The organism is Escherichia sp. E1130 (assembly GCF_005781065.1).
Classification (GTDB): domain Bacteria; phylum Pseudomonadota; class Gammaproteobacteria; order Enterobacterales; family Enterobacteriaceae; genus Escherichia.
In genome coordinates this window covers 340,780-361,634 of the sequence record NZ_VATL01000012.1, presented here as the reverse complement: position 1 = coordinate 361,634, position 20,855 = coordinate 340,780, and the positions used below count along the sequence as shown (strand labels likewise).

15 protein-coding genes are annotated in these 20,855 nt (G+C 50.8%); 5 read left to right on the top strand and 10 right to left on the bottom strand.

Features of this window, described 5'->3' with window-relative positions; genetic code table 11:
• Position 1: 1 nt before the first annotated feature.
• The gene (locus FEK66_RS12345) at positions 2 to 1,411 is read right to left on the bottom strand and encodes a cytosine permease (protein ID WP_130209878.1); all 1,410 of its coding nucleotides are present in this window, start codon (positions 1,409 to 1,411) and stop codon (positions 2 to 4) included.
• 163 nt (positions 1,412 to 1,574) lie between these two features.
• Positions 1,575 to 3,272 (bottom strand): urocanate hydratase, encoded by a 1,698-nt coding sequence (gene hutU / locus FEK66_RS12340; RefSeq protein ID WP_130259808.1) that lies wholly within the window; start codon positions 3,270 to 3,272, stop codon positions 1,575 to 1,577.
• 761 nt (positions 3,273 to 4,033) lie between these two features.
• Between hutU and FEK66_RS12335 the strand changes: the two genes are divergently transcribed.
• Positions 4,034 to 5,431: an RtcB family protein gene (locus FEK66_RS12335; RefSeq protein WP_130209874.1), complete on the top strand. Its 1,398-nt coding sequence runs from the start codon at positions 4,034 to 4,036 to the stop codon at positions 5,429 to 5,431.
• Between the two features lie 97 nt (positions 5,432 to 5,528).
• On the opposite strand, the gene sucD is transcribed toward FEK66_RS12335, so the two are convergent.
• The 8 genes from sucD to sdhC all read right to left on the bottom strand — a co-directional run bounded on the left by sucD (position 5,529) and on the right by sdhC (position 15,374).
• Positions 5,529 to 6,398, bottom strand: a complete 870-nt coding sequence (gene sucD / locus FEK66_RS12330; RefSeq protein WP_000025458.1) for a succinate--CoA ligase subunit alpha — start codon at positions 6,396 to 6,398, stop codon at positions 5,529 to 5,531.
• The gene (gene sucC, locus FEK66_RS12325) at positions 6,398 to 7,564 is read right to left on the bottom strand and encodes an ADP-forming succinate--CoA ligase subunit beta (protein ID WP_001048602.1); all 1,167 of its coding nucleotides are present in this window, start codon (positions 7,562 to 7,564) and stop codon (positions 6,398 to 6,400) included. The genes sucD and sucC overlap by 1 nt, the downstream gene beginning before the upstream one ends.
• A 221-nt stretch (positions 7,565 to 7,785) precedes the next feature.
• A complete protein-coding gene (gene odhB, locus FEK66_RS12320; protein WP_000099822.1) occupies positions 7,786 to 9,003 on the bottom strand; it encodes a 2-oxoglutarate dehydrogenase complex dihydrolipoyllysine-residue succinyltransferase in 1,218 nt (405 codons plus the stop codon).
• A 14-nt stretch (positions 9,004 to 9,017) separates the two neighbouring features.
• The gene (gene sucA / locus FEK66_RS12315) at positions 9,018 to 11,819 is read right to left on the bottom strand and encodes a 2-oxoglutarate dehydrogenase E1 component (RefSeq protein ID WP_130259811.1); all 2,802 of its coding nucleotides are present in this window, start codon (positions 11,817 to 11,819) and stop codon (positions 9,018 to 9,020) included.
• A gap of 311 nt (positions 11,820 to 12,130) precedes the next feature.
• Positions 12,131 to 12,847 carry a succinate dehydrogenase iron-sulfur subunit SdhB gene (gene sdhB / locus FEK66_RS12310; protein ID WP_130209870.1) on the bottom strand — a complete coding sequence of 239 codons (717 nt, stop codon included), beginning with the start codon at positions 12,845 to 12,847 and terminating at the stop codon, positions 12,131 to 12,133.
• Positions 12,848 to 12,862: 15 nt separating this feature from the next.
• Positions 12,863 to 14,629: a succinate dehydrogenase flavoprotein subunit gene (gene sdhA, locus FEK66_RS12305; RefSeq protein ID WP_131161663.1), complete on the bottom strand. Its 1,767-nt coding sequence runs from the start codon at positions 14,627 to 14,629 to the stop codon at positions 12,863 to 12,865.
• Entirely contained in the window at positions 14,629 to 14,976 is a 348-nt protein-coding gene (gene sdhD, locus FEK66_RS12300; protein ID WP_130209866.1) for a succinate dehydrogenase membrane anchor subunit, read from the bottom strand. The genes sdhA and sdhD overlap by 1 nt, the downstream gene beginning before the upstream one ends.
• Positions 14,970 to 15,374: a succinate dehydrogenase cytochrome b556 subunit gene (gene sdhC, locus FEK66_RS12295; RefSeq protein ID WP_165383175.1), complete on the bottom strand. Its 405-nt coding sequence runs from the start codon at positions 15,372 to 15,374 to the stop codon at positions 14,970 to 14,972. The genes sdhD and sdhC overlap by 7 nt, the downstream gene beginning before the upstream one ends.
• Before the next feature lie 380 nt (positions 15,375 to 15,754).
• On the opposite strand from sdhC, the gene FEK66_RS12290 reads away from it, so the two are divergent.
• The 4 genes from FEK66_RS12290 (at position 15,755) to FEK66_RS12275 (ending at position 20,854) form a co-directional block, all read left to right on the top strand.
• The gene (locus FEK66_RS12290; protein WP_130209864.1) at positions 15,755 to 15,862 is read left to right on the top strand and encodes a hypothetical protein; all 108 of its coding nucleotides are present in this window, start codon (positions 15,755 to 15,757) and stop codon (positions 15,860 to 15,862) included.
• Positions 15,863 to 16,066: 204 nt separating this feature from the next.
• The gene (gltA, locus tag FEK66_RS12285; RefSeq protein WP_064528891.1) at positions 16,067 to 17,350 is read left to right on the top strand and encodes a citrate synthase; all 1,284 of its coding nucleotides are present in this window, start codon (positions 16,067 to 16,069) and stop codon (positions 17,348 to 17,350) included.
• Positions 17,351 to 17,738: 388 nt separating this feature from the next.
• On the top strand, positions 17,739 to 18,305 hold the full coding sequence (locus FEK66_RS12280) for a fimbrial protein (RefSeq protein WP_130209862.1): 567 nt from the start codon (positions 17,739 to 17,741) through the stop codon (positions 18,303 to 18,305).
• 89 nt (positions 18,306 to 18,394) lie between these two features.
• Entirely contained in the window at positions 18,395 to 20,854 is a 2,460-nt protein-coding gene (locus FEK66_RS12275; RefSeq protein ID WP_167854218.1) for a fimbria/pilus outer membrane usher protein, read from the top strand.
• Position 20,855: the final 1 nt, after the last annotated feature.

The window sequence follows — 20,855 nt, the reverse complement described above, 5'->3', positions numbered from 1 at the left end:
ATTACGACTCGGGATAAATAGTCTGGGCAGGAACGCTGGTAGTACGTTTTGCCCACGGGTAATAAATAACGGCAGTAATTAACAAGCCGATAATCCAGGAAATATCCGCCCCGCCCATCAGTACAGAAATGGGTCCCTGATACAGTTTTTGATTCAGGAAGGGGATCTGCACCAGCACACCAATTCCGTAGCAAACCAACGCGGTTTTGTTATACGCGCCATAGCGTCCCTCCGGGGTATAAAGTGCTGGAATATCGGTTTTACCTTGTGAGATGAAGTAGTAGTCGATGAGATTGATAGCGCTCCACGGCACAAATACCGTCAACAGCAGCAGAACGAAGTTTTTGAAATTATTCAAAAAGTCTGCGCTTGCCGCCAGCGCGACGACCATCGACAACAGCACGAAGCCCACAACGTAGGCAGCACGAACACGCTGTGAAACCTGGCTGCGATTGTTAAAGGCGCTGACGGTCGCCAGAATCGACATAAAGCCGCCGTAGGCATTCAAACAGTTAACCGTCAGTTTGCCGCAAACAATTACCGTATAAATCAGAATGGCAAACGTTGGTCCGGCTAAATCGCCCATAAAACCAACCTGATCTTTCAGGAAGTTAGCACCGCAAGCAGCAACAAGAACGCCAAAAGTCATGGCACATTGCGCGCCAAGCGTAGTTCCCAGAAAGGTGGCAAAGAAGATTGATTTTGCTGGTGTATCAGAGGGTAAATAGCGGGAATAATCAGAGGCGTATGGTGCAAACGTTAATTGCCATCCGGCTGAGAGTGCAATCGTTAATAAGAACACCGATAAGCTAAATGGCTTTTGACCAAATGCCGCAGCCACATCGTAGTGACCGCTAAGTTGAGTGGCCAGGTAAATAAACCCCAGAATACTTAATATCCCTGCAACACGGCCAACGACGTGAATAAGTTTATAACCGACCAATGCGATCATCGCGGTAAGCATGCCGAAAATAATAATTCCGGTCGATGCTGACTCAAAACCAAATATCCGGTTAATCGCCTGACCGGATAATACCGTACCAGTTGCAGCAAACCCGAGATACATAATAATCACCATCAGTAACGGTAGCGCCGCTCCTTTGACGCCAAAGCGGATACGACTGGAGATCATCTGTGGTAATCCCAGCTTTGCCCCCTGCGACGAGTGCAATGCCATAACCGCGCCGCCGATAATATTACCGATTAATAAACCAATTATTGCTGACATGGCTTCAGAGCCAAAAATAATCGCTAACGCGCCGTCCACCACGGCGGTAATTTGTAAGTTAGCACTTAGCCACAACGTAAACTGGCTGGAGGGCGCACCGTGGCGAGCGGACTCAGGAACGGCGTTAATCGTATTTGATTCTAATACTGGTTTTTTACTGCGGATAGGGCTGCTTGATTCCATGAAAAAGTCTCCTGCAAAATGAGAGGTCATTTTTTGAAACAGCAATAGAGGGTCGAGAGATATTTCTTTCGACGATGTAATGAATATTTTTGATAATTATTGTTATACAGGCGGATGACTTCCCGCCTGTATTAGCGCGAATATTAAATAACAGCGTTAATATTTAGCGAATCATCGGCAATTTCAGACCATAATTTTTGGCACATTCAATTGCCGCTTCATAACCCGCATCCGCGTGACGCATTACCCCGGAAGCACAGTCATTTACCAACACACGCGCCAAACGTTTTTCGGCTTCTTCGCTACCATCGGCAACAATAACCATCCCGGCGTGTTGTGAATACCCCATCCCGACGCCGCCGCCATGATGCAGAGACACCCACGTTGCTCCACCTGCGGTATTGAGCAGACCATTGAGCAGCGGCCAGTCAGAAACTGCGTCACTGCCATCGAGCATGCTTTCAGTTTCGCGGTTCGGGCTGGCGACAGAACCGGTATCAAGATGATCGCGACCAATCACAATCGGTGCTTTTAGTTCACCGTTGCGCACCATTTCGTTGAATGCCAGCCCCGCCAAGTGACGCTCACCAAGCCCCAGCCAGCAAATACGTGATGGAAGCCCCTGGAAGGCGATACGCTCACGCGCCATATCCAGCCAGCGATGGGTCAGTACGTTATTGGGGAATAGTTCTTTAATTTTGGCATCGGTTTTATAGATATCTTCCGGGTCACCAGACAGCGCCACCCAACGGAACGGGCCTTTGCCTTCACAAAACATGGGACGAATGTAAGCAGGAACGAAGCCCGGGAAATCGAAGGCATTTTGCAGACCTTCGTTGAAAGCCACCTGGCGGATGTTGTTACCATAATCGACAACCGGGATCCCCATCGCCTGGAAGTCCAGCATCCCCTGAACATGCGCCACGCAACTCTGTGCCGCTTCTTTTTGCAGTCTGGCGTGCTGTTGTGGATCCTGCTGTGCAGCACGCCATTGTTCTACGCTCCAGCCCGTTGGCAGGTAACCATAGACCAGATCGTGAGCGGAGGTCTGGTCGGTCACCAGATCCGGCTTGATCGCCCCCTGACGTGCACGTTTCACCAATTCAGGAACAATTTCCGCCGCATTGCCCAGCAGCGCGATAGAAACGGCTTCTTTGCGTTCGGTGTGGTATTTAATCAGCGCCAGTGCATCATCAAGATCTTTCGCTTGTTTATCGACATAACGGGTACGCAGACGGAAGTCGATGCTACTTTGCTGGCACTCGATATTTAATGAACAAGCCCCCGCCAGAGTCGCCGCCAGCGGTTGTGCACCGCCCATACCACCGAGCCCCGCGGTCAGGATCCATTTTCCACTTAGCGAATTGTTGTAGTGCTGGCGACCTGCTTCGACAAAAGTTTCGAACGTCCCCTGCACAATGCCCTGACTACCAATGTAGATCCACGAGCCAGCGGTCATCTGGCCGTACATGAACAGACCTTTGCGATCCAGTTCATTGAAGTGATCCCAGTTGGCCCATTGCGGCACCAGGTTAGAGTTGGCAATCAGCACGCGTGGCGCGTCAGTATGAGTTTTAAACACGCCCACGGGTTTACCGGACTGTACCAACAGCGACTCATCAGGCTCGAGATTTTTTAGTGATTCGAGGATCTGGTCGAAACATTCCCAGTTACGCGCCGCGCGGCCAATGCCACCGTATACCACCAGATGCTGTGGATTTTCGGCTACGTCGGGATCAAGGTTGTTCTGCAACATCCGATAGGCAGCTTCGATCTGCCAGTTTTTGCAATGCAGTTGAGTTCCTTGTGGCGCATGGATGACTCGACTGGTATCAATACGAGGGTCTGAAGGCTTACTCATGAATCTTCTCCTGTTACTGGATAAAATAAAATGCTGTCATCGCCCAGAAAAAATGAGCGAAGGAATACAGAAACGGTTTATATAATCTCCGTTTATAATTTCGCATTATCAATTCATTTGGTGAATTTCATTTGTTCTGGAATATTCACCCTGAATGTAAATTCAAAAAACTGCCAACGCTTTGTATGCGATTTCAATATGCTTAATTTAACTTTTGGAAAAAGTGATATTGTTGGCAAAATATTTTCTCATTTGAACATATGAATATGATGAGATTGCAAGATGTCTGTAATTTAATTATCTGAGAGATGCGTTAATAACAACCAGACATTAGCATAACACCAGGTAAGCCGACACCACGCAGTGCGCATAACACTATGATATTTAAAATAAGATCTTCATTATTCGTCATAAAAACATGTTGTATTATCATTAATAATTCATTTGTTTTCCTCCCACTTTTGATAATTAAAAAACGGCAAAAATGGATAGTTACCCGACGTAAAAACAGGCGTAAAAATAAATTATAAAATATATACTCTGGTAATTATCATTTTTCATTTTTACAATCTGGCGTCGATAACTCACCTCCTTTATAACAACACTCCCCTTTATCAATCGGCATTTTTATCTTGTATTCATCGTCATTGCTGAATACACTACGCGCGTTTTCTTTCCCTTTTGCTGGCTGCTGACCGGAAAGACAAAATTACCCTCGCAATACAGGGGGTTGATTAACGTCTATATTTCAGGACAGCGTTATGCATCATCTTTCGAGGCTTGATAAAGCCTTTCTGCGCAAAGGGATCCAACTTTCCCGCGCCAACAATATTGTTTCATTATCTCGTCAATCAGGTGCCAGTGCCCGCGTACTGCTGCCGGACGAACTGCCGCTAGAAGAAAAAGCAGTGACACAACTGCTTGATTTTGCAGAAGTGAAGCTACCAGATCATCCAGGTTATGTACGCCAGACGTGCGCGACGCCAGATTTTCACCCCGGCAATGGCGTCCCCGTTGGCGCAGTGGTGGCCTCAACGCCGGATTTAATCATTCCCGCCGCCATCGGCACCGATATTTCTTGTGGCATGCGACTGCTGACGACTGGATTAACACTTGCGCAAGCCGAAGCGCATAAAGACGTCATCACTCAGCGGTTAACGCAAGTGTTACTGCAAAATGAGCGCGATGTTCCGTTATCTGCACGAGCGTTCACCGCGCTTTTTGATGGCGGACCGGCAAATTGTGTGTCGGCCTTGCCATCAGCGGGTCTCTGGACACGCACTAATATCCCCCGGATGGCGCAAGAAATTGACCGCTGCATTGGGCTGAACGAGCATGACAGTCATTCGCGTTATGCCCCACCCGCCCTGCTGGCAACGGACCGCGCATTACTCCGCGATCCTTGTCTTGGTACGCCGGGTTCAGGTAATCATTTTATTGAACTTCAGGTGGTTGATAGCGTGGTCGATCGCCATGTGGCCTGGCAACAAGGGCTGAAAATGGGCGATATCGTGGTGATGATCCATAGCGGATCGCGAGATGTCGGATTTTACGTCGGACGACGCTGGATGGATCGCGCCCGTGCAGCCTGGCCCGCCGGGCATAAACATCCACAAAGCGGATTATATGCTCTGGGCGGTGAGCTGGCGGAGGAATACCTGCAGGCTATGGGAATGGCGGCGCGTTACGCGTGGTTAAATCGCGTGACCATTGCGGAAATGGTTCGCGTATGTTTTGCCGATTTATTCCATCAGGATGATTCACATCTGGTGGTGGATGTGCCGCATAACATCATCCTTCGCGAGCATGAAATGAATATTCATCGCAAAGGTGCAACACCGGCACGCACGGGCGATCTGGCGTTAATCCCCGGTTCAATGGGCGATTATTCGTGGCTTGCGGTAGGTTGTGGCAACCCGGAGTGGCTGTGGTCTTGCAGTCACGGAGCTGGACGCAGCCAGCGTCGGCAGGCCATGCGCTCGCGCGCGACTGAAGAGTCAACGTTGCCGTGGCAATGCGTCACATTGCGCGAAGAACGACGTCTTGAAGAAGCGCCAGCTGCTTATAAAGATATTGGTCCGGTTATCGAAGCCCAACAAGAAGCCGGATTAATTCAGCCAGCGGTCAGATTTCGACCGTGGTTAACATTTAAGGCATAAAAAAGGCCATCATACGATGGCCAACCATGTCGAAACCGACAGCCCTTCGCCATTCCTGTAGAGGGAAGCGGCGAGGGCTATTTCTTATTACAGATATTTATTTCAGAACAGTTTTCAGTGCTTCACCGATATCCGCCAGGCTGCGAACGGTTTTCACGCCTGCGGCTTCCAGAGCAGCGAATTTCTCATCCGCAGTCCCTTTACCACCAGCGATGATGGCGCCTGCGTGGCCCATACGTTTGCCTTTCGGCGCAGTCACACCAGCGATGTAACCCACAACTGGTTTGGTAACGTGCTCTTTGATGTACGCAGCCGCTTCTTCTTCAGCGCTACCGCCGATCTCACCGATCATCACGATCGCTTCGGTCTGCGGATCTTTTTCGAACATTTCGAGGATGTCGATAAAGTTAGAGCCAGGGATCGGGTCGCCGCCGATACCGACACAGGTCGACTGACCGAAACCGTAATCCGTGGTCTGTTTAACCGCTTCATAGGTCAGTGTACCGGAACGGGAAACGATACCCACTTTACCCGGTTTGTGAATGTGACCCGGCTGAATACCGATTTTGCATTCGCCCGGGGTGATAACGCCCGGGCAGTTCGGGCCGATCATACGAACGCCTGCTTCGTCCAGTTTCACTTTCACAGTCAGCATATCCAGCGTCGGGATGCCTTCAGTGATGGTGATAATCAGTTTGATGCCTGCATCAATAGCTTCCAGAATGGAGTCTTTGCAGAACGGAGCCGGTACGTAGATAACAGAAGCGGTAGCGCCAGTAGCAGCAACAGCTTCACGCACGGTGTTGAACACAGGCAGGCCGAGGTGGGTGGTGCCGCCTTTGCCTGGGGTTACGCCGCCAACCATTTTGGTGCCGTATGCAATGGCTTGTTCAGAGTGGAAAGTCCCCTGGCTACCAGTAAAGCCCTGGCAGATAACCTTGGTGTTTTTATCAATTAAAATGGACATTATTTCCCCTCCACTGCGGCAACAACCTGCTGAGCTGCATCCGTCAGACCTTTTGCTGCAATAATATTCAGGCCGCTGTCAGCCAGTTTCTTCGCGCCGAGTTCGGCGTTGTTACCTTCCAGACGTACCACGACCGGTACGTTAACACCCACTTCCGCTACCGCGCCGATGATACCGTCAGCGATCAGGTCGCAACGAACGATACCGCCGAAGATGTTAACCAGAACGGCTTTCACTTTGTCGTCAGAGAGGATGATTTTGAATGCTTCGGTTACACGTTCTTTGGTTGCGCCGCCGCCAACGTCCAGGAAGTTAGCTGGTTCGCCACCGTGCAGTTTAACGATGTCCATGGTGCCCATCGCCAGACCTGCGCCGTTAACCATACAACCGATGTTGCCGTCCAGCGCAACGTAGTTCAGTTCCCACTGTGCAGCTTGTGCTTCACGCGGATCTTCCTGCGACTGGTCACGCATTTCGCGCAGATCAGGTTGGCGGAACAGTGCGTTACCGTCAGCGCCCAGTTTGCCGTCGAGGCAAATCAGATCGCCCTGTTTGGTGATAACAAGCGGGTTGATTTCGATCAGTGCCAGATCGCGCTCCAGGAAAATGGTCGCCAGGCCCATGAAGATTTTGGTGAACTGCTGAACCAGTTTACCTTCCAGACCCAGTTTGAACGCCAGCTCGCGTCCCTGATATGGCATCGGGCCAGTCAGCGGATCAAGCGCAACTTTGTGGATCAGGTGCGGAGTTTCTTCCGCCACTTTTTCGATTTCCACGCCGCCTTCGGTGGAGGCCATAAAGACCACGCGACGGGAACTACGGTCTACAACAGCACCAAGATACAGCTCTTTAGCGATATCGGTCGCCGCTTCAACCAGAATCTGGTTAACCGGTTGGCCATTAGCATCTGTTTGATACGTTACCAGACGCTTGCCCAGCCAGTTTTCTGCAAAAGCACGGATGTCTTCTTTGCTGTTTACAACTTTCACACCGCCCGCTTTACCGCGGCCACCAGCGTGAACCTGACATTTCACTACCCACGGACCGGCACCGATTTTTGAAGCGGCTTCTTCTGCTTCGCGCGGAGTAGTACAGGCATAACCCACCGGTGCTGGTAAGCCATAGCGGGCAAACAGTTGTTTTGCCTGATATTCATGTAAGTTCATGTGTTCTGTCCATCCTTCAGTAATCGTTATCTTTTAAACCGTAGACCGAATATTTCGTATCGCTTCCGGGCATTGTCGGATGCGGCGCAAGCGCCTTATCCGACCTACATCGGTAGTCCCCGTAGGCCTGATAAGACGCGTTAAGCGTCGCATCAGGCTTCAAATGCCGGAGAAGGCGATAATGTCTTATCCGGTCTACAGTGCAGGTGAAACTTAAACTACTACACGTCCAGCAGCAGACGCGTCGGATCTTCCAGCAACTCTTTGATCGTTACCAGGAAGCCTACGGATTCGCGACCATCGATCAGACGGTGATCGTAAGACAGCGCCAGGTACATCATCGGCAGGATCTCAACCTGACCATTCACTGCCATCGGACGATCTTTGATAGCGTGCATACCCAGAATTGCGCTCTGCGGCGGGTTGATGATAGGCGTAGACATCAGGGAACCGAACACACCACCGTTGGTGATGGTGAAGTTACCACCAGTCAGATCTTCAACCGTCAGCTTGCCGTCACGGCCTTTAATGGCCAGTTCTTTGATTTTCTTCTCGATGTCTGCCATGCCGAGGGTATCGACATCACGCAGTACCGGCGTCACCAGGCCGCGCGGCGTAGAAACCGCCATGCTGACGTCGAAATAGTTGTGGTAAACCACATCATCGCCGTCGATAGACGCGTTCACTTCCGGATAACGTTTCAGGGCTTCAACCACCGCTTTCACGTAGAAGGACATAAAGCCCAGACGGATGCCGTGGCGTTTTTCAAACGCTTCACCGTACTGCTTACGCAGATCCATAATCGGCTTCATGTTGACTTCGTTGAACGTGGTCAGCATAGCGGTGGAGTTTTTCGCTTCCAGCAGACGCTCTGCCACACGCTTACGCAGGCGAGTCATCGGGACACGTTTTTCGCTACGTGCAGCCAGGGCCGGTTGCGCCGCCGGAGCAGCCGCTGCCGGAGCAGACTCTTTCGCTGGGGCTTTCGCCAGATGTTTTTCCACATCTTCACGGGTCAGACGCCCCCCCACACCGGTGCCTTTAATGGCGCTGGCGTCAAGATTGTGTTCAGCCAGCAGGCGACGGATCGCCGGGCTTAACGCATCGTTGTTTTGCTCTTCCAGAGACGCCTGTTGGCGTTGTGCCGGAGTGGACGCTTTCTCTTCAGATTTGGCGCTGGTTTCTTTACCAGCACTGTTGCCTTCACGCAGGCGACCAAGGATCTGACGAGACGTTACCGTTGTACCTTCATCTTCCAGAACCGCATCCAGAATGCCGTCTGCTGATGCCGGTACTTCCAGTACCACTTTGTCAGTTTCGATTTCTACCAGCACTTCATCACGTACGACTGCGTCGCCGGGTTTTTTATGCCAGGTTGCGACGGTGGCATCGGCTACGGATTCAGGCAGGTCAGGGACCAGAATATCTACGCTACTCATTGTGTATCCTTTATTTATTCGACGTTCAGCGCGTCATTAACCAGATCTTGTTGCTGTTTCTGGTGAACGGACATATACCCTACCGCCGGAGAGGCGGAGGCCGGGCGGCCTGCATAACGCAGAGAAGCCCCAAACGGAATCACTTCACGGAAATGATGCTGGCTGCAGTACCATGCGCCCTGGTTGAGCGGCTCTTCCTGGCACCAGACAAAATCCTTGACGTGAGCAAACTGCTGCAACACTTCCTGCATCGCTTTATGCGGGAACGGGTAGAGTTGCTCGATACGCACAATGGCGACATCGTGTTGATTGTTCTTACGACGTTGTTCCAGCAGGTCGTAATAAACCTTACCAGAACACATCACTACGCGCTTCACGCCCTTCGGATCAAGCTCGTCGATTTCACCGATGGCTGGCAGGAAGGTGCCGTTCGCCAGTTCTTCGAGGCTGGAAACCGCCAGCGGATGACGCAGCAGGGATTTCGGCGACATCACGACCAGCGGACGACGCATCCCGCGTAGCGCCTGACGACGCAGCATGTGGTAAACCTGTGCTGGGGTAGACGGTACGCACACCTGCATGTTTTGCTCAGCGCAAAGTTGCAGATAACGTTCCAGACGCGCGGAGGAGTGCTCCGGCCCCTGCCCTTCGTAACCGTGCGGCAGCAACATCACCAGGCCACACATCCGGCCCCATTTCTGTTCGCCAGAGGAGATGAACTGGTCGATAACCACCTGTGCGCCGTTGGCGAAGTCACCGAACTGCGCTTCCCAGATGGTCAGAGTGCGTGGTTCTGCGGTGGCATAACCATATTCAAACGCCAGCACGGCTTCTTCAGACAGTACGGAGTCCCAGACACGAAATGCGCCTTGGCCGTTATGGATATGTTGCAGCGGCGTGTAAGTGGAACCATTAGACTGGTTGTGGATCACCGCGTGGCGGTGGAAGAAGGTACCGCGACCGGAGTCTTCACCCGACAGGCGAACCGGAATTCCTTCATCAACCAGCGTGGCGTAAGCGAGGTTTTCCGCGCCGCCCCAGTCGAACAGTTTCTCACCGGCTGCCATCGCCTGGCGGTCGCCATAAATCTTGGCAACACGAGACTGCATTTCAACTGCTTCCGGCACCGTACTGATGCGTTTAGCCAGCTCCTGCAGGCGCTTCATATCAACTTTGTTCGGGTACTCTTCGTCCCATTCGTGGTTGAGGTATGGCGACCAAGTGAAAGAGTGCATGTTCATCGGACGCCACTCTGCCACTACGCAATCGCCAGCATCCAGCGCATCGCGGTACAGGTTAACCATCTCGGTGGCATCTTCCAGCGTCGCCACTTTTTCCTGCTCCAGCTTGTCAGCGTAGATTTTGCGCGGCGTCGGATGTTTTTTAATTTTCTGATACATCAGCGGCTGGGTTGCGCTCGGCTCGTCGGCTTCGTTATGCCCGTGACGGCGGTAGCATACCAGGTCGATGAAGACATCACGTTTAAAGGTGTTACGGAAATCGAGCGCCAGACGGGTCACAAAGGCAACGGCTTCCGGATCATCCGCATTAACGTGGAAAATCGGTGCCTGAACCATCTTGCCGATATCAGTACAGTACGGCGTAGAACGGGCATCCAGCGGATTAGAGGTGGTGAAACCAACCTGGTTGTTGATAACGATACGTACCGTACCGCCAACTTCATAACCACGCGCTTTCGACATGTTCAGGGTTTCCTGAACTACGCCCTGTCCGGTCACTGCGGCGTCACCGTGGATGGTAATTGGCAGGACTTTGTTGCTGCTCGGCTCATCCAACCTGTCCAGACGGGCACGAACAGAACCGATAACGACCGGGCTTACAATCTCAAGGTGAGACGGGTTAAACGCCAGCGCCAGGTGCACCAGGCCGCCATCGGTCTGGAAGTCAGACGAGAAGCCCATGTGGTATTTCACGTCGCCTGTGCCAAGGTGTTCTTTATGTTTACCGGCAAACTCGTCGAACAAGTCTTGCGGTTTTTTACCCAGCACGTTCACCAGCACGTTCAGACGACCACGGTGCGCCATCCCGAGAACCACTTCGCGGGTGCCGCTGTTGCCAGCGTGGCGGATCATCTCTTTAAGCATCGGGATTAACGCGTCACCGCCTTCCAGCGAGAAGCGTTTTGCGCCAGGGAATTTTGCGCCGAGGTAACGTTCAAGACCTTCAGCGGCGGTCAGTTCACTTAAGAAGCGTTTTTTCTCTTCGCTATTGAACGTCGCGCGACCAGACTCGATACGCTGTTGGATCCAGCGTTTTTCTTCGGTGCTGGTAATGTGCATATACTCGGCACCAATCGGGCCGCAGTAGGTTTGCTTGAGGGCTTCCAGCAGTTCGCCAAGTTTCATGGTTTCTTTGCCGCTGGCAAATGAACCGACGTTGAAAGTCTCCTGGAAGTCTGCTTCGGTCAGATCGTGGAAAGAAGGATCCAGATCGGCCACTTTATCTTGCTGCCACAGTCCCAGCGGATCGAGATTCGCATGCTGGTGACCACGGAAGCGGTATGCGTTAATGAGCTGCAGGACTTTAACCTGCTTCACATTGGTGTCAGGGTCGGAGATCGTTGAAGAGTAACGTGAAGCGTCTTTCGCCAGGCGGCGGAAATATTCACGCGTTTGAGAGTGGAATTGATCCGGTTTGACTCCCGTACCAGGTAACTGCTGGAACGTCGAACGCCAGTTAGCGTCAACCGAGTCAGGATCGGTTAAGAAGTCTTCATAGAGCTGTTCTATCCAGCTCTGGTTTGCGCCAGAGAGGTAAGAAGAGTCCAACCAGGCTTTCAAAGCGCTGTTCTGCATCGTGATCCCTTAAGCATCTTTTTTATGCTTACTTCGCCGTGGATACTACCACGCACATTTCACATCAGATGTGCGTGCCGGGGTTCACTTGTTGCGGACTTGTCGTGTTTTCTGCGTCCGCTAAGGAACCTTTAAAAACTGTCTTAGTGTCAGGGGCAGTTTTTAAAGATTTCCTGCATTTCTTTGTTACGCCTGATGCGCTGCGCTTATCAGGCCTACGGGTAATGACTTGTAGGCCGGATAAGGCGTTCACGCCGCATCCGGCTCTGGTTGCCTGATGCGACGCTTACGCGTCTTATCAGGCCTACGGTTTATGCATTACGCTGCAATAACATCGACTTGATATGGCCGATGGCGCGCGTCGGGTTCAGCCCTTTCGGACATACACTGACGCAGTTCATGATGCTGTGACAGCGGAATACACTGAATGCATCACTCAAACCGTCGAGGCGCTCGTCAGTCTCGGTATCACGGCTATCGATCAGGAAACGATATGCCGCTAACAAGCCTGCCGGGCCGATAAACTTATCGGGATTCCACCAGAAAGACGGACAAGAGGTTGAACAACATGCGCAGAGAATACATTCATACAGCCCATCGAGTTTTTCGCGCTGCTCTGGCATCTGTAAATGCTCGCGAGCTGGCGGATTTTGCCCATTATTCAACAGGTAAGGTTTGATTTTCTCATATTGCGCATAGAATTGTCCCATGTCTACCACCAAATCGCGGACAACCGGTAAACCAGGTAACGGGCGAATTACAATTTTCTTACCCGGCTGGTTGAGTGCCGAAATTGGGGTAATACAGGCCAGACCATTCTTACCGTTCATGTTCAGACCGTCGGAACCACATACCCCTTCACGGCAGGAGCGGCGGAACGACAGGCTGGGATCTTTCTCTTTCAACTGGATAAGCGCATCCAGCAGCATCATGTCGCGACCTTCATCCGCTTCCAGGATGTAATCCTGCATACGCGGAGCATCATCAACATCCGGGTTATAGCGATAAATTGAAAACTCGAGTCTCATTTTCCTGTCTCCGCATTAGTAAGTACGAATCTTCGGCGGGAATGCCGGGCGCAGTTTCGGTTCCATGTTGACGCTTCGGCGCGTCATGGATTCCGACTCTGGCAGATACAGGGAGTGGCACAGCCAGTTTTCATCATCGCGATCCGGGAAGTCGAAGCGGCTATGCGCGCCACGGCTTTCGGTACGGAAGTTGGCAGAAACAGCCGTTGCATACGCCGTTTCCATCAGGTTATCCAGTTCCAGGCACTCAACGCGCTGGGTGTTGAACTCGCTGGAAGTGTCATCCAGGCGGGCATTTTTCAAACGCTCGCGGATAACTTTCAACTGCTCAAGACCTTTCGCCATCGCATCACCTTCACGGAAGACCGAGAAGTTATGCTGCATACATTCTTGCAGCGCTTTACGAATCGCCACCGGATCTTCACCGTTACGGTTGTTATTCCAGCGGTTCAGGCGATTGAGAGACGCTTCTACATCAGACTCGCTGGCATCGCGCAGTGCGCCCTGCTCGGCAATAGACTCTTGCAGATGCAGACCCGCCGCACGACCAAATACCACCAGGTCCAGCAGCGAGTTGCCGCCCAGACGGTTTGCGCCGTGTACGGATACGCAGGCAATTTCACCTACCGCGAACAGCCCAGGGATCACCACATCTTCGCCTTTCTCGTTCACGGTCAGCGCCTGACCGGTCACTTTAGTCGGAATACCGCCCATCATGTAGTGACAGGTTGGGATTACCGGAATCGGCTCTTTCACTGGATCAACGTGAGCGAAGGTGCGGGAGAGTTCAAGGATACCCGGCAGACGGGATTCAAGAACTTCTTTACCCAAGTGGTCGAGTTTCAGTTTTGCGTGTGGCCCCCACGGACCATCACAGCCGCGACCTTCACGAATTTCGATCATGATGGAACGCGCCACCACGTCACGGCCCGCCAGGTCTTTGGCGTTCGGCGCATAACGCTCCATAAAGCGTTCGCCATGTTTGTTCAGCAGATAACCGCCTTCACCACGGCAACCCTCGGTTACCAGTACGCCCGCACCGGCAATACCGGTCGGGTGGAACTGCCACATTTCCATATCCTGTACCGGTACGCCTGCACGGATAGCCATGCCGACGCCGTCGCCAGTGTTAATGTGGGCGTTGGTGGTGGACTGATAAATACGCCCTGCCCCGCCAGTCGCCAGCACGGTAGCGCGAGCTTTAAAGTAAACCACTTCACCAGTTTCGATACACAGTGCGGTACAACCAACCACCGCGCCATCGGCGTTTTTCACCAGATCCAGCGCATACCATTCGGAGAAAATAGTGGTGTGGTTTTTCAGGTTCTGCTGATAAAGCGTGTGCAGCAGTGCGTGACCAGTACGGTCGGCAGCCGCCGCAGTACGTGCCGCCTGCTCGCCGCCGAAGTTTTTCGACTGACCGCCAAACGGACGTTGATAGATACGACCATCATCAAGGCGCGAGAACGGTAGGCCCATATGTTCCAGTTCCAGAATCGCTTCCGGCCCGGTTTTACACATATATTCAATCGCGTCCTGGTCACCGATATAGTCCGACCCTTTTACGGTGTCGTACATATGCCATTCCCAGTTATCTTCATGGGTATTACCCAGCGCAACGGTAATGCCGCCCTGCGCAGACACGGTATGGGAACGGGTCGGGAAAACTTTAGAGAGCAGCGCACAGGTCTGGCCGCTCTGGGAAATTTGTAGCGCCGCGCGCATACCTGCGCCTCCGGCACCAATCACAACTGCATCAAATTCTCTGACTGGCAATTTCATCACACACCCCACACCACAACGAATCCATAAATCACGTAAACCACCAGTGCAACGACAATCACCAGTTGCAGAATCAGGCGCAAGGCCAGCGGTTTAACGTAGTCGGTCAACACCTGCCACATGCCGATCCAGGCATGGATCAAAATGGAAAACAGTGCCAGCAGAGTGAAGACTTTAGTGAACGCAGAGGCAAAGAAACCAATCCAGACGTCATATGTCAGTTCGCCACTGATAGCAAAAAAACCGACCATATAAATGATGTAAAGCGTCAGGACGATAGCAGTAGCGCGAACGAGGATGAAATCATGTACGCCATTGCGTCCTAATGCGGAGGCGTTGCTTACCATACGAGGACTCCTGCAAGAATTGAAAGCACGACAGTAATGACAAAGGAGATTTTGGCAGAGCGTTTACCCGCTTCGAATGTTTCTTCCAGATAGCCAAAATCCATCATCATGTGGCGAATACCTACGACGACGTGATATGCCAGAGCGGTAAGGATGCCCCACATGATAAATTTCACGAAGAAGCTGCCCATAATGGCGGAAGCTTGCTCGAAACCTTCAGGGGAAGAGAGGCTGGTACCCAGAAGCCACAGCAGGATGCCCACTGCAACAAACGTAATCACACCGGAAACGCGATGAAGAATGGACGCTATCGCCGTGATGGGGAACCGGATGGTCTGTAGGTCCAGATTAACAGGTCTTTGTTTTTTCACATTTCTTATCATGAATAACGCCCACATGCTGTTCTTATTATTCCCTGGGGACTACGGGTACAGAGGATAACTTTCTGTTACCTGGAGACGTCGGGATTTCCTTCCTCCGGTCTGCTTGCGGGTCAGACAGCGTCCTTTCTATAACTGCGCGTCATGCAAAACACTGCTTCCAGATGCGAAAACGACACGTTACAACGCTGGGTGGCTCGGGATTGCAGGGTGTTCCGGAGACCTGGCGGCAGTATAGGCTGTTCACAAAATCATTACAATTAACCTACATATAGTTTGTCTGGTTTTATCCGGAACAGTGATCTGGGTCACGATAACAACATTTATTTAATTTTTAACCATCACATTTGACAATCATTCAACAAAGTTGTTACAAACATTACCAGGAAAAGCATATAATGCGTAAAAGTTATGGGGTCACTATTTCACCGAAGATTAACTTATGTAACAGTGTAGAAGTATTGACCAATCCATTCGAGACAGTTATTAGTGATAGACAGGTTTAATAATTCGGATTGCTAAGTGCTTGATTCGCCGTTTATTCGTCATCAATGAATTCTTTACCTGCAAGCGCCCAGAGCTCTGTACCCAGGTTTCCTCTCTTCCACAGAGCGGCGAGCCAAATAACAAACGGGTAAAGCCAGGTTGATGTGCGAAGGCAAATTTAAGTTCCGGCAGTCTTATGCAATAAGGCGCTAAGGAGACCTTAAATGGCTGATACAAAAGCAAAACTCACCCTCAATGGGAACACAGCTGTTGAACTGGATGTGCTGAAAGGCACGCTAGGTCAAGATGTTATCGATATCCGTACGCTTGGTTCAAAAGGCGTATTCACCTTTGACCCTGGTTTCACTTCAACAGCATCCTGCGAATCTAAAATTACTTTTATTGATGGTGATGAAGGTATTTTGCTGCATCGTGGCTTCCCGATCGATCAGCTGGCAACCGATTCTAACTACCTGGAAGTTTGCTACATCCTGTTGAATGGTGAAAAACCAACCCAGGAACAGTATGACGAATTCAAAACTACGGTGACTCGTCATACCATGATCCACGAACAGATCACCCGTCTCTTCCACGCTTTCCGTCGCGACTCGCATCCGATGGCGGTAATGTGCGGTATTACTGGTGCGCTGGCGGCGTTTTATCATGACTCTCTGGACGTCAATAACCCGCGCCATCGTGAAATCGCCGCGTTCCGCCTGTTGTCGAAAATGCCGACCATGGCAGCAATGTGCTACAAATATTCCATCGGGCAGCCGTTTGTTTACCCGCGTAATGACCTCTCCTACGCTGGAAACTTCCTGCACATGATGTTCTCCACGCCGTGCGAACCGTATGAAGTCAATCCGATTCTGGAACGCGCGATGGACCGTATTCTGATCCTGCACGCTGACCACGAACAAAACGCCTCTACTTCTACCGTACGTACCGCAGGTTCTTCGGGCGCAAACCCGTTTGCCTGTATCGCGGCAGGTATTGCTTCTCTGTGGGGACCAGCACACGGCGGCGCCAACGAAGCTGCACTGAAAATGCTGGAAGAAATCAGCTCGGTTAAACACATTCCGGAATTTGTTCGTCGTGCGAAAGACAAAAATGACTCTTTCCGTCTGATGGGCTTCGGTCACCGTGTGTACAAAAACTACGACCCGCGCGCGACTGTAATGCGTGAAACCTGCCATGAAGTGCTGAAAGAGCTGGGTACCAAAGATGACCTGCTGGAAGTGGCCATGGAGCTGGAAAACATCGCGCTGAACGACCCGTACTTTATCGAGAAGAAACTGTACCCGAACGTCGATTTCTACTCTGGTATCATCCTGAAAGCGATGGGCATTCCGTCTTCCATGTTCACCGTCATCTTCGCCATGGCCCGTACCGTTGGCTGGATCGCTCACTGGAGCGAAATGCATAGTGACGGCATGAAGATTGCCCGTCCGCGTCAGCTTTACACTGGTTACGAAAAACGCGACTTTAAAAGCGACATCAAGCGTTAACCATTGATTGCCTGACAGTAAATCCTTCTAACCCGTCTTTTCTATGGCGGGTTATTTTTATTTGCCTAAACACAAAAAATTGTAAAGATAAAATCCATTATCGGACCAACATAGATATTGTAAAAAAATAACACAGCTCATTTTATGAGCAATTTAATGGTTTTTTATTACCCTCTCCAGATAGCAACATTTTTAACCTCATGAAAATGAGGAAAATATCTAATAAACCTGCATCCTTTTCATTAAGCAATTAATTCACCGCATCAATTAATTGGCCTTGTGTTTAATACAGTTAACAATGTTTTTAAGTAAAACTAAAAACATTTGATATTCAAGTAAGTTATTCTGGTACCGCTATACTTTTTCTATTTCCTTAAAGGACTCCGTTATGTTTAAAGGACAAAAAACACTGGCGGCGCTGGCCGTATCTCTGTTAATTTCAGCCCCTGTTTATGCTGCAAATGAAGGCTCTGGTGAAATTCACTTTAAAGGTGAAGTTATTGAAGCGCCTTGTGAAATTAAGCAAGAAGACATTGATAAACAAGTAAATCTTGGTGAGGTGACCAAGACCCGCATCAACCAGGATCATCACAGTGCACTAACGCCTGTCGATATTCATTTAGTTAACTGTGACCTGCCAAATTCCGATAACGGTTCTGGTTCCGTAGTATCAAAAGTCTCAGTAACCTTTGACAGTTCGGCGAAAACCACGGGAGCCTCACCAATGCTCAGTAACACCAGCGCTGGTGAAGCCACTGGTGTTGGCGTGCGCTTAATGAACAAAGACCAGTCCAACATCACTCTGGGTTCAGAAAGTCCAGATATTGGGCTGGAACCAACAGCCACAGAACAAACACTAAACTTCTTCGCCTGGATGGAGCAGATTGATAACGGCACTCCCGTGACGGCGGGTGAAGTCACTGCCAACGCGACCTATGTGCTGGATTATAAATAATCACCGCGTCGTCATTGATTAATCTATACATATGACAGCGACGTATTACGGCGGCAAGTTAGCCGCCTTTCTTCAAATATTTATCAGGTATGGATGCCGTGAATATTTACCGAGTTTCTGTTTTATCCTGCCTGACAATGGCTATCCCCTCTGCATTGGCAGTGGAGTTTAACCTTAACGTCCTTGATAAATCGATGCGCGATAGCGTTGATATTTCTCTGCTCAATGAAAAAGGCGCTATCGTCCCCGGTGATTATTTTGTTAGCGTCGTTGTTAATAATATTCAAATCAGCAGTGGGCAATCTATTCACTGGCAAAAAGCCAACGACAAAACAATTCCTTGTATCAATGATTCCCTGTTGAGTAAATTTGGCCTTAAAGAAAAAATCCGCCAGACATTGCCGCAGGTTTATCAGTGTTTTGATTTTAGCGGCCTGCCGGAAATCGTCTTTACGTTTGATCAGACCAACCAACAACTTAATATCTCGATTCCACAAGCCTGGCTGGCATGGCATTCAGACAACTGGGCGCCGCCTGAAACATGGGATGCCGGAGTTTCGGGCGTCCTGCTAGACTACAACCTGTTTGCCAGTACTTATCGCCCGCAGGAAGGGAGCAGTAATACCAATCTGAATGCTTACGGTACAACGGGTATTAACGCCGGAGCATGGCGGTTGCGTAGCGATTACCAGCTCAACCAGTCCGATAATGGTGATGTACATGATCAATCCGGGGCCATTTCCCGAACCTATCTGTTTCGCCCGCTACCACAAATAGGCTCCAGATTAACGCTTGGCGAAACCGATCTCAGTTCCAATATTTTTGACGGTTTTTCGTATACCGGCGCCTCCCTGACCAGCGATGACCGAATGCTTCCCTGGGAATTACGCGGATATGCACCGCAAATTAGCGGCGTGGCGCAAACTAACGCTACCGTCACCATAAGCCATACCGGACGCGTCATTTATCAGAAAAAAGTCCCACCTGGCCCGTTTATCATTGATGACCTGAATCAGTCAGTTCAAGGCACACTGGATGTTAAAGTGACGGAGGAAGATGGCCGGGTTAATAATTTCCAGGTATCCGCAGCATCAACGCCTTTTCTGACCCGCCAGGGGCAGGTGCGTTATAAACTTGCAGCGGGTCGTCCGCGTCCTTCGTTGTCTCATCATACTGAAAACGAAACGTTTTTAAGTAATGAAGCTTCCTGGGGGGTGCTCTCCAATACTTCACTGTATGGCGGGTTGATTCTCGCCGGGGACGATTATCATTCTGGCGCGCTGGGTATAGGGCAAAATATGCTGTGGCTGGGGGCGCTCTCCTTCGACGTCACCTGGGCTAAAAGTCGTTTTGATAATCAACCGGACGAGAAAGGTTACAGTTATCGCTTCAACTACAGTAAACGGATAGATGCCACCGACAGTCTTCTTTCGATAGCGGCATATCGTTTCTCCGACTGCCATTTCCATAGCTACGCCAATTATATCGATCATAAATACAATGACGCTGATGCTCAGGATGAAAAAAGGACAATCAGCCTTTCCGCCGGGCAACCCATTACGCCGCTGAACCTCAACCTGTACGTCAACGTGTTGCGTCAAACCTGGTGGAATGCGGAGTCCTCCACAACCGCCAATATTACCGCTGGCTTTAACGTTGATATCGGTGACTGGAAAGATATTTCCGTCTCAACCTCATTTAACACCACACATTACGAAGACAAAGCTCGTGATAACCAGATTTACCTGTCCATTTCATTGCCTATTGGTGACGGTGGCCGCATTGGTTATGACATGCAGGACAGTAAAAATAGTACCTCGCACCGCATGTCGTGGAACGATAACCTGGATGACCGTAACAGCTGGGGAATATCGACCGGCCTGCAATCTGACCGCCCTGACAATGGCGCGCAGGTTAGCGGCAATTATCAGCATCTTAGTTCTGCGGGCGAGTGGGATCTGTCTGGCACGTACGCCGCTAATGATTACAGCTCTGCCAGCACCAGCTGGAGTGGCTCCTTTACTGCTACACGCTATGGCGCTGCGTTTCATCGCCGTAGCTCCACCAACGAACCTCGTCTTATGGTTAGTACAGACGGTGTAGCCGACATTCCGATTCAGGGTAATCTCGACTATACCAACCGCTTTGGCATTGCGGTCGTACCGTTTGTCTCCAGTTACCAACCCTCGACTGTCGCGGTCAATATGAACGACTTGCCCGACGGCGTCACGGTATCCGAAAACGTGGTCAAAGAAACCTGGACGGAAGGTGCGATCGGCTATAAAGCGCTGGCTTCACGTTCTGGAAAAGATGTCAACGTCATCATCCGCGACTCCAGCGGTCATTTCCCACCACTCGGCGCCGATATCCGGCAAGAAGGAAGCGGAATCAGCGTCGGAATGGTGGGGGGAGATGGCCACGCCTGGTTAAGTGGTGTGGGTGAAAGTCAGCGATTCACAATACTTTGGGGTGATAAACAGCGTTGTTTAATTCAGCTTCCTCAGCACCTGGAAGATATGAGTAAACGTCTGATTCTCCCCTGTCATTAAT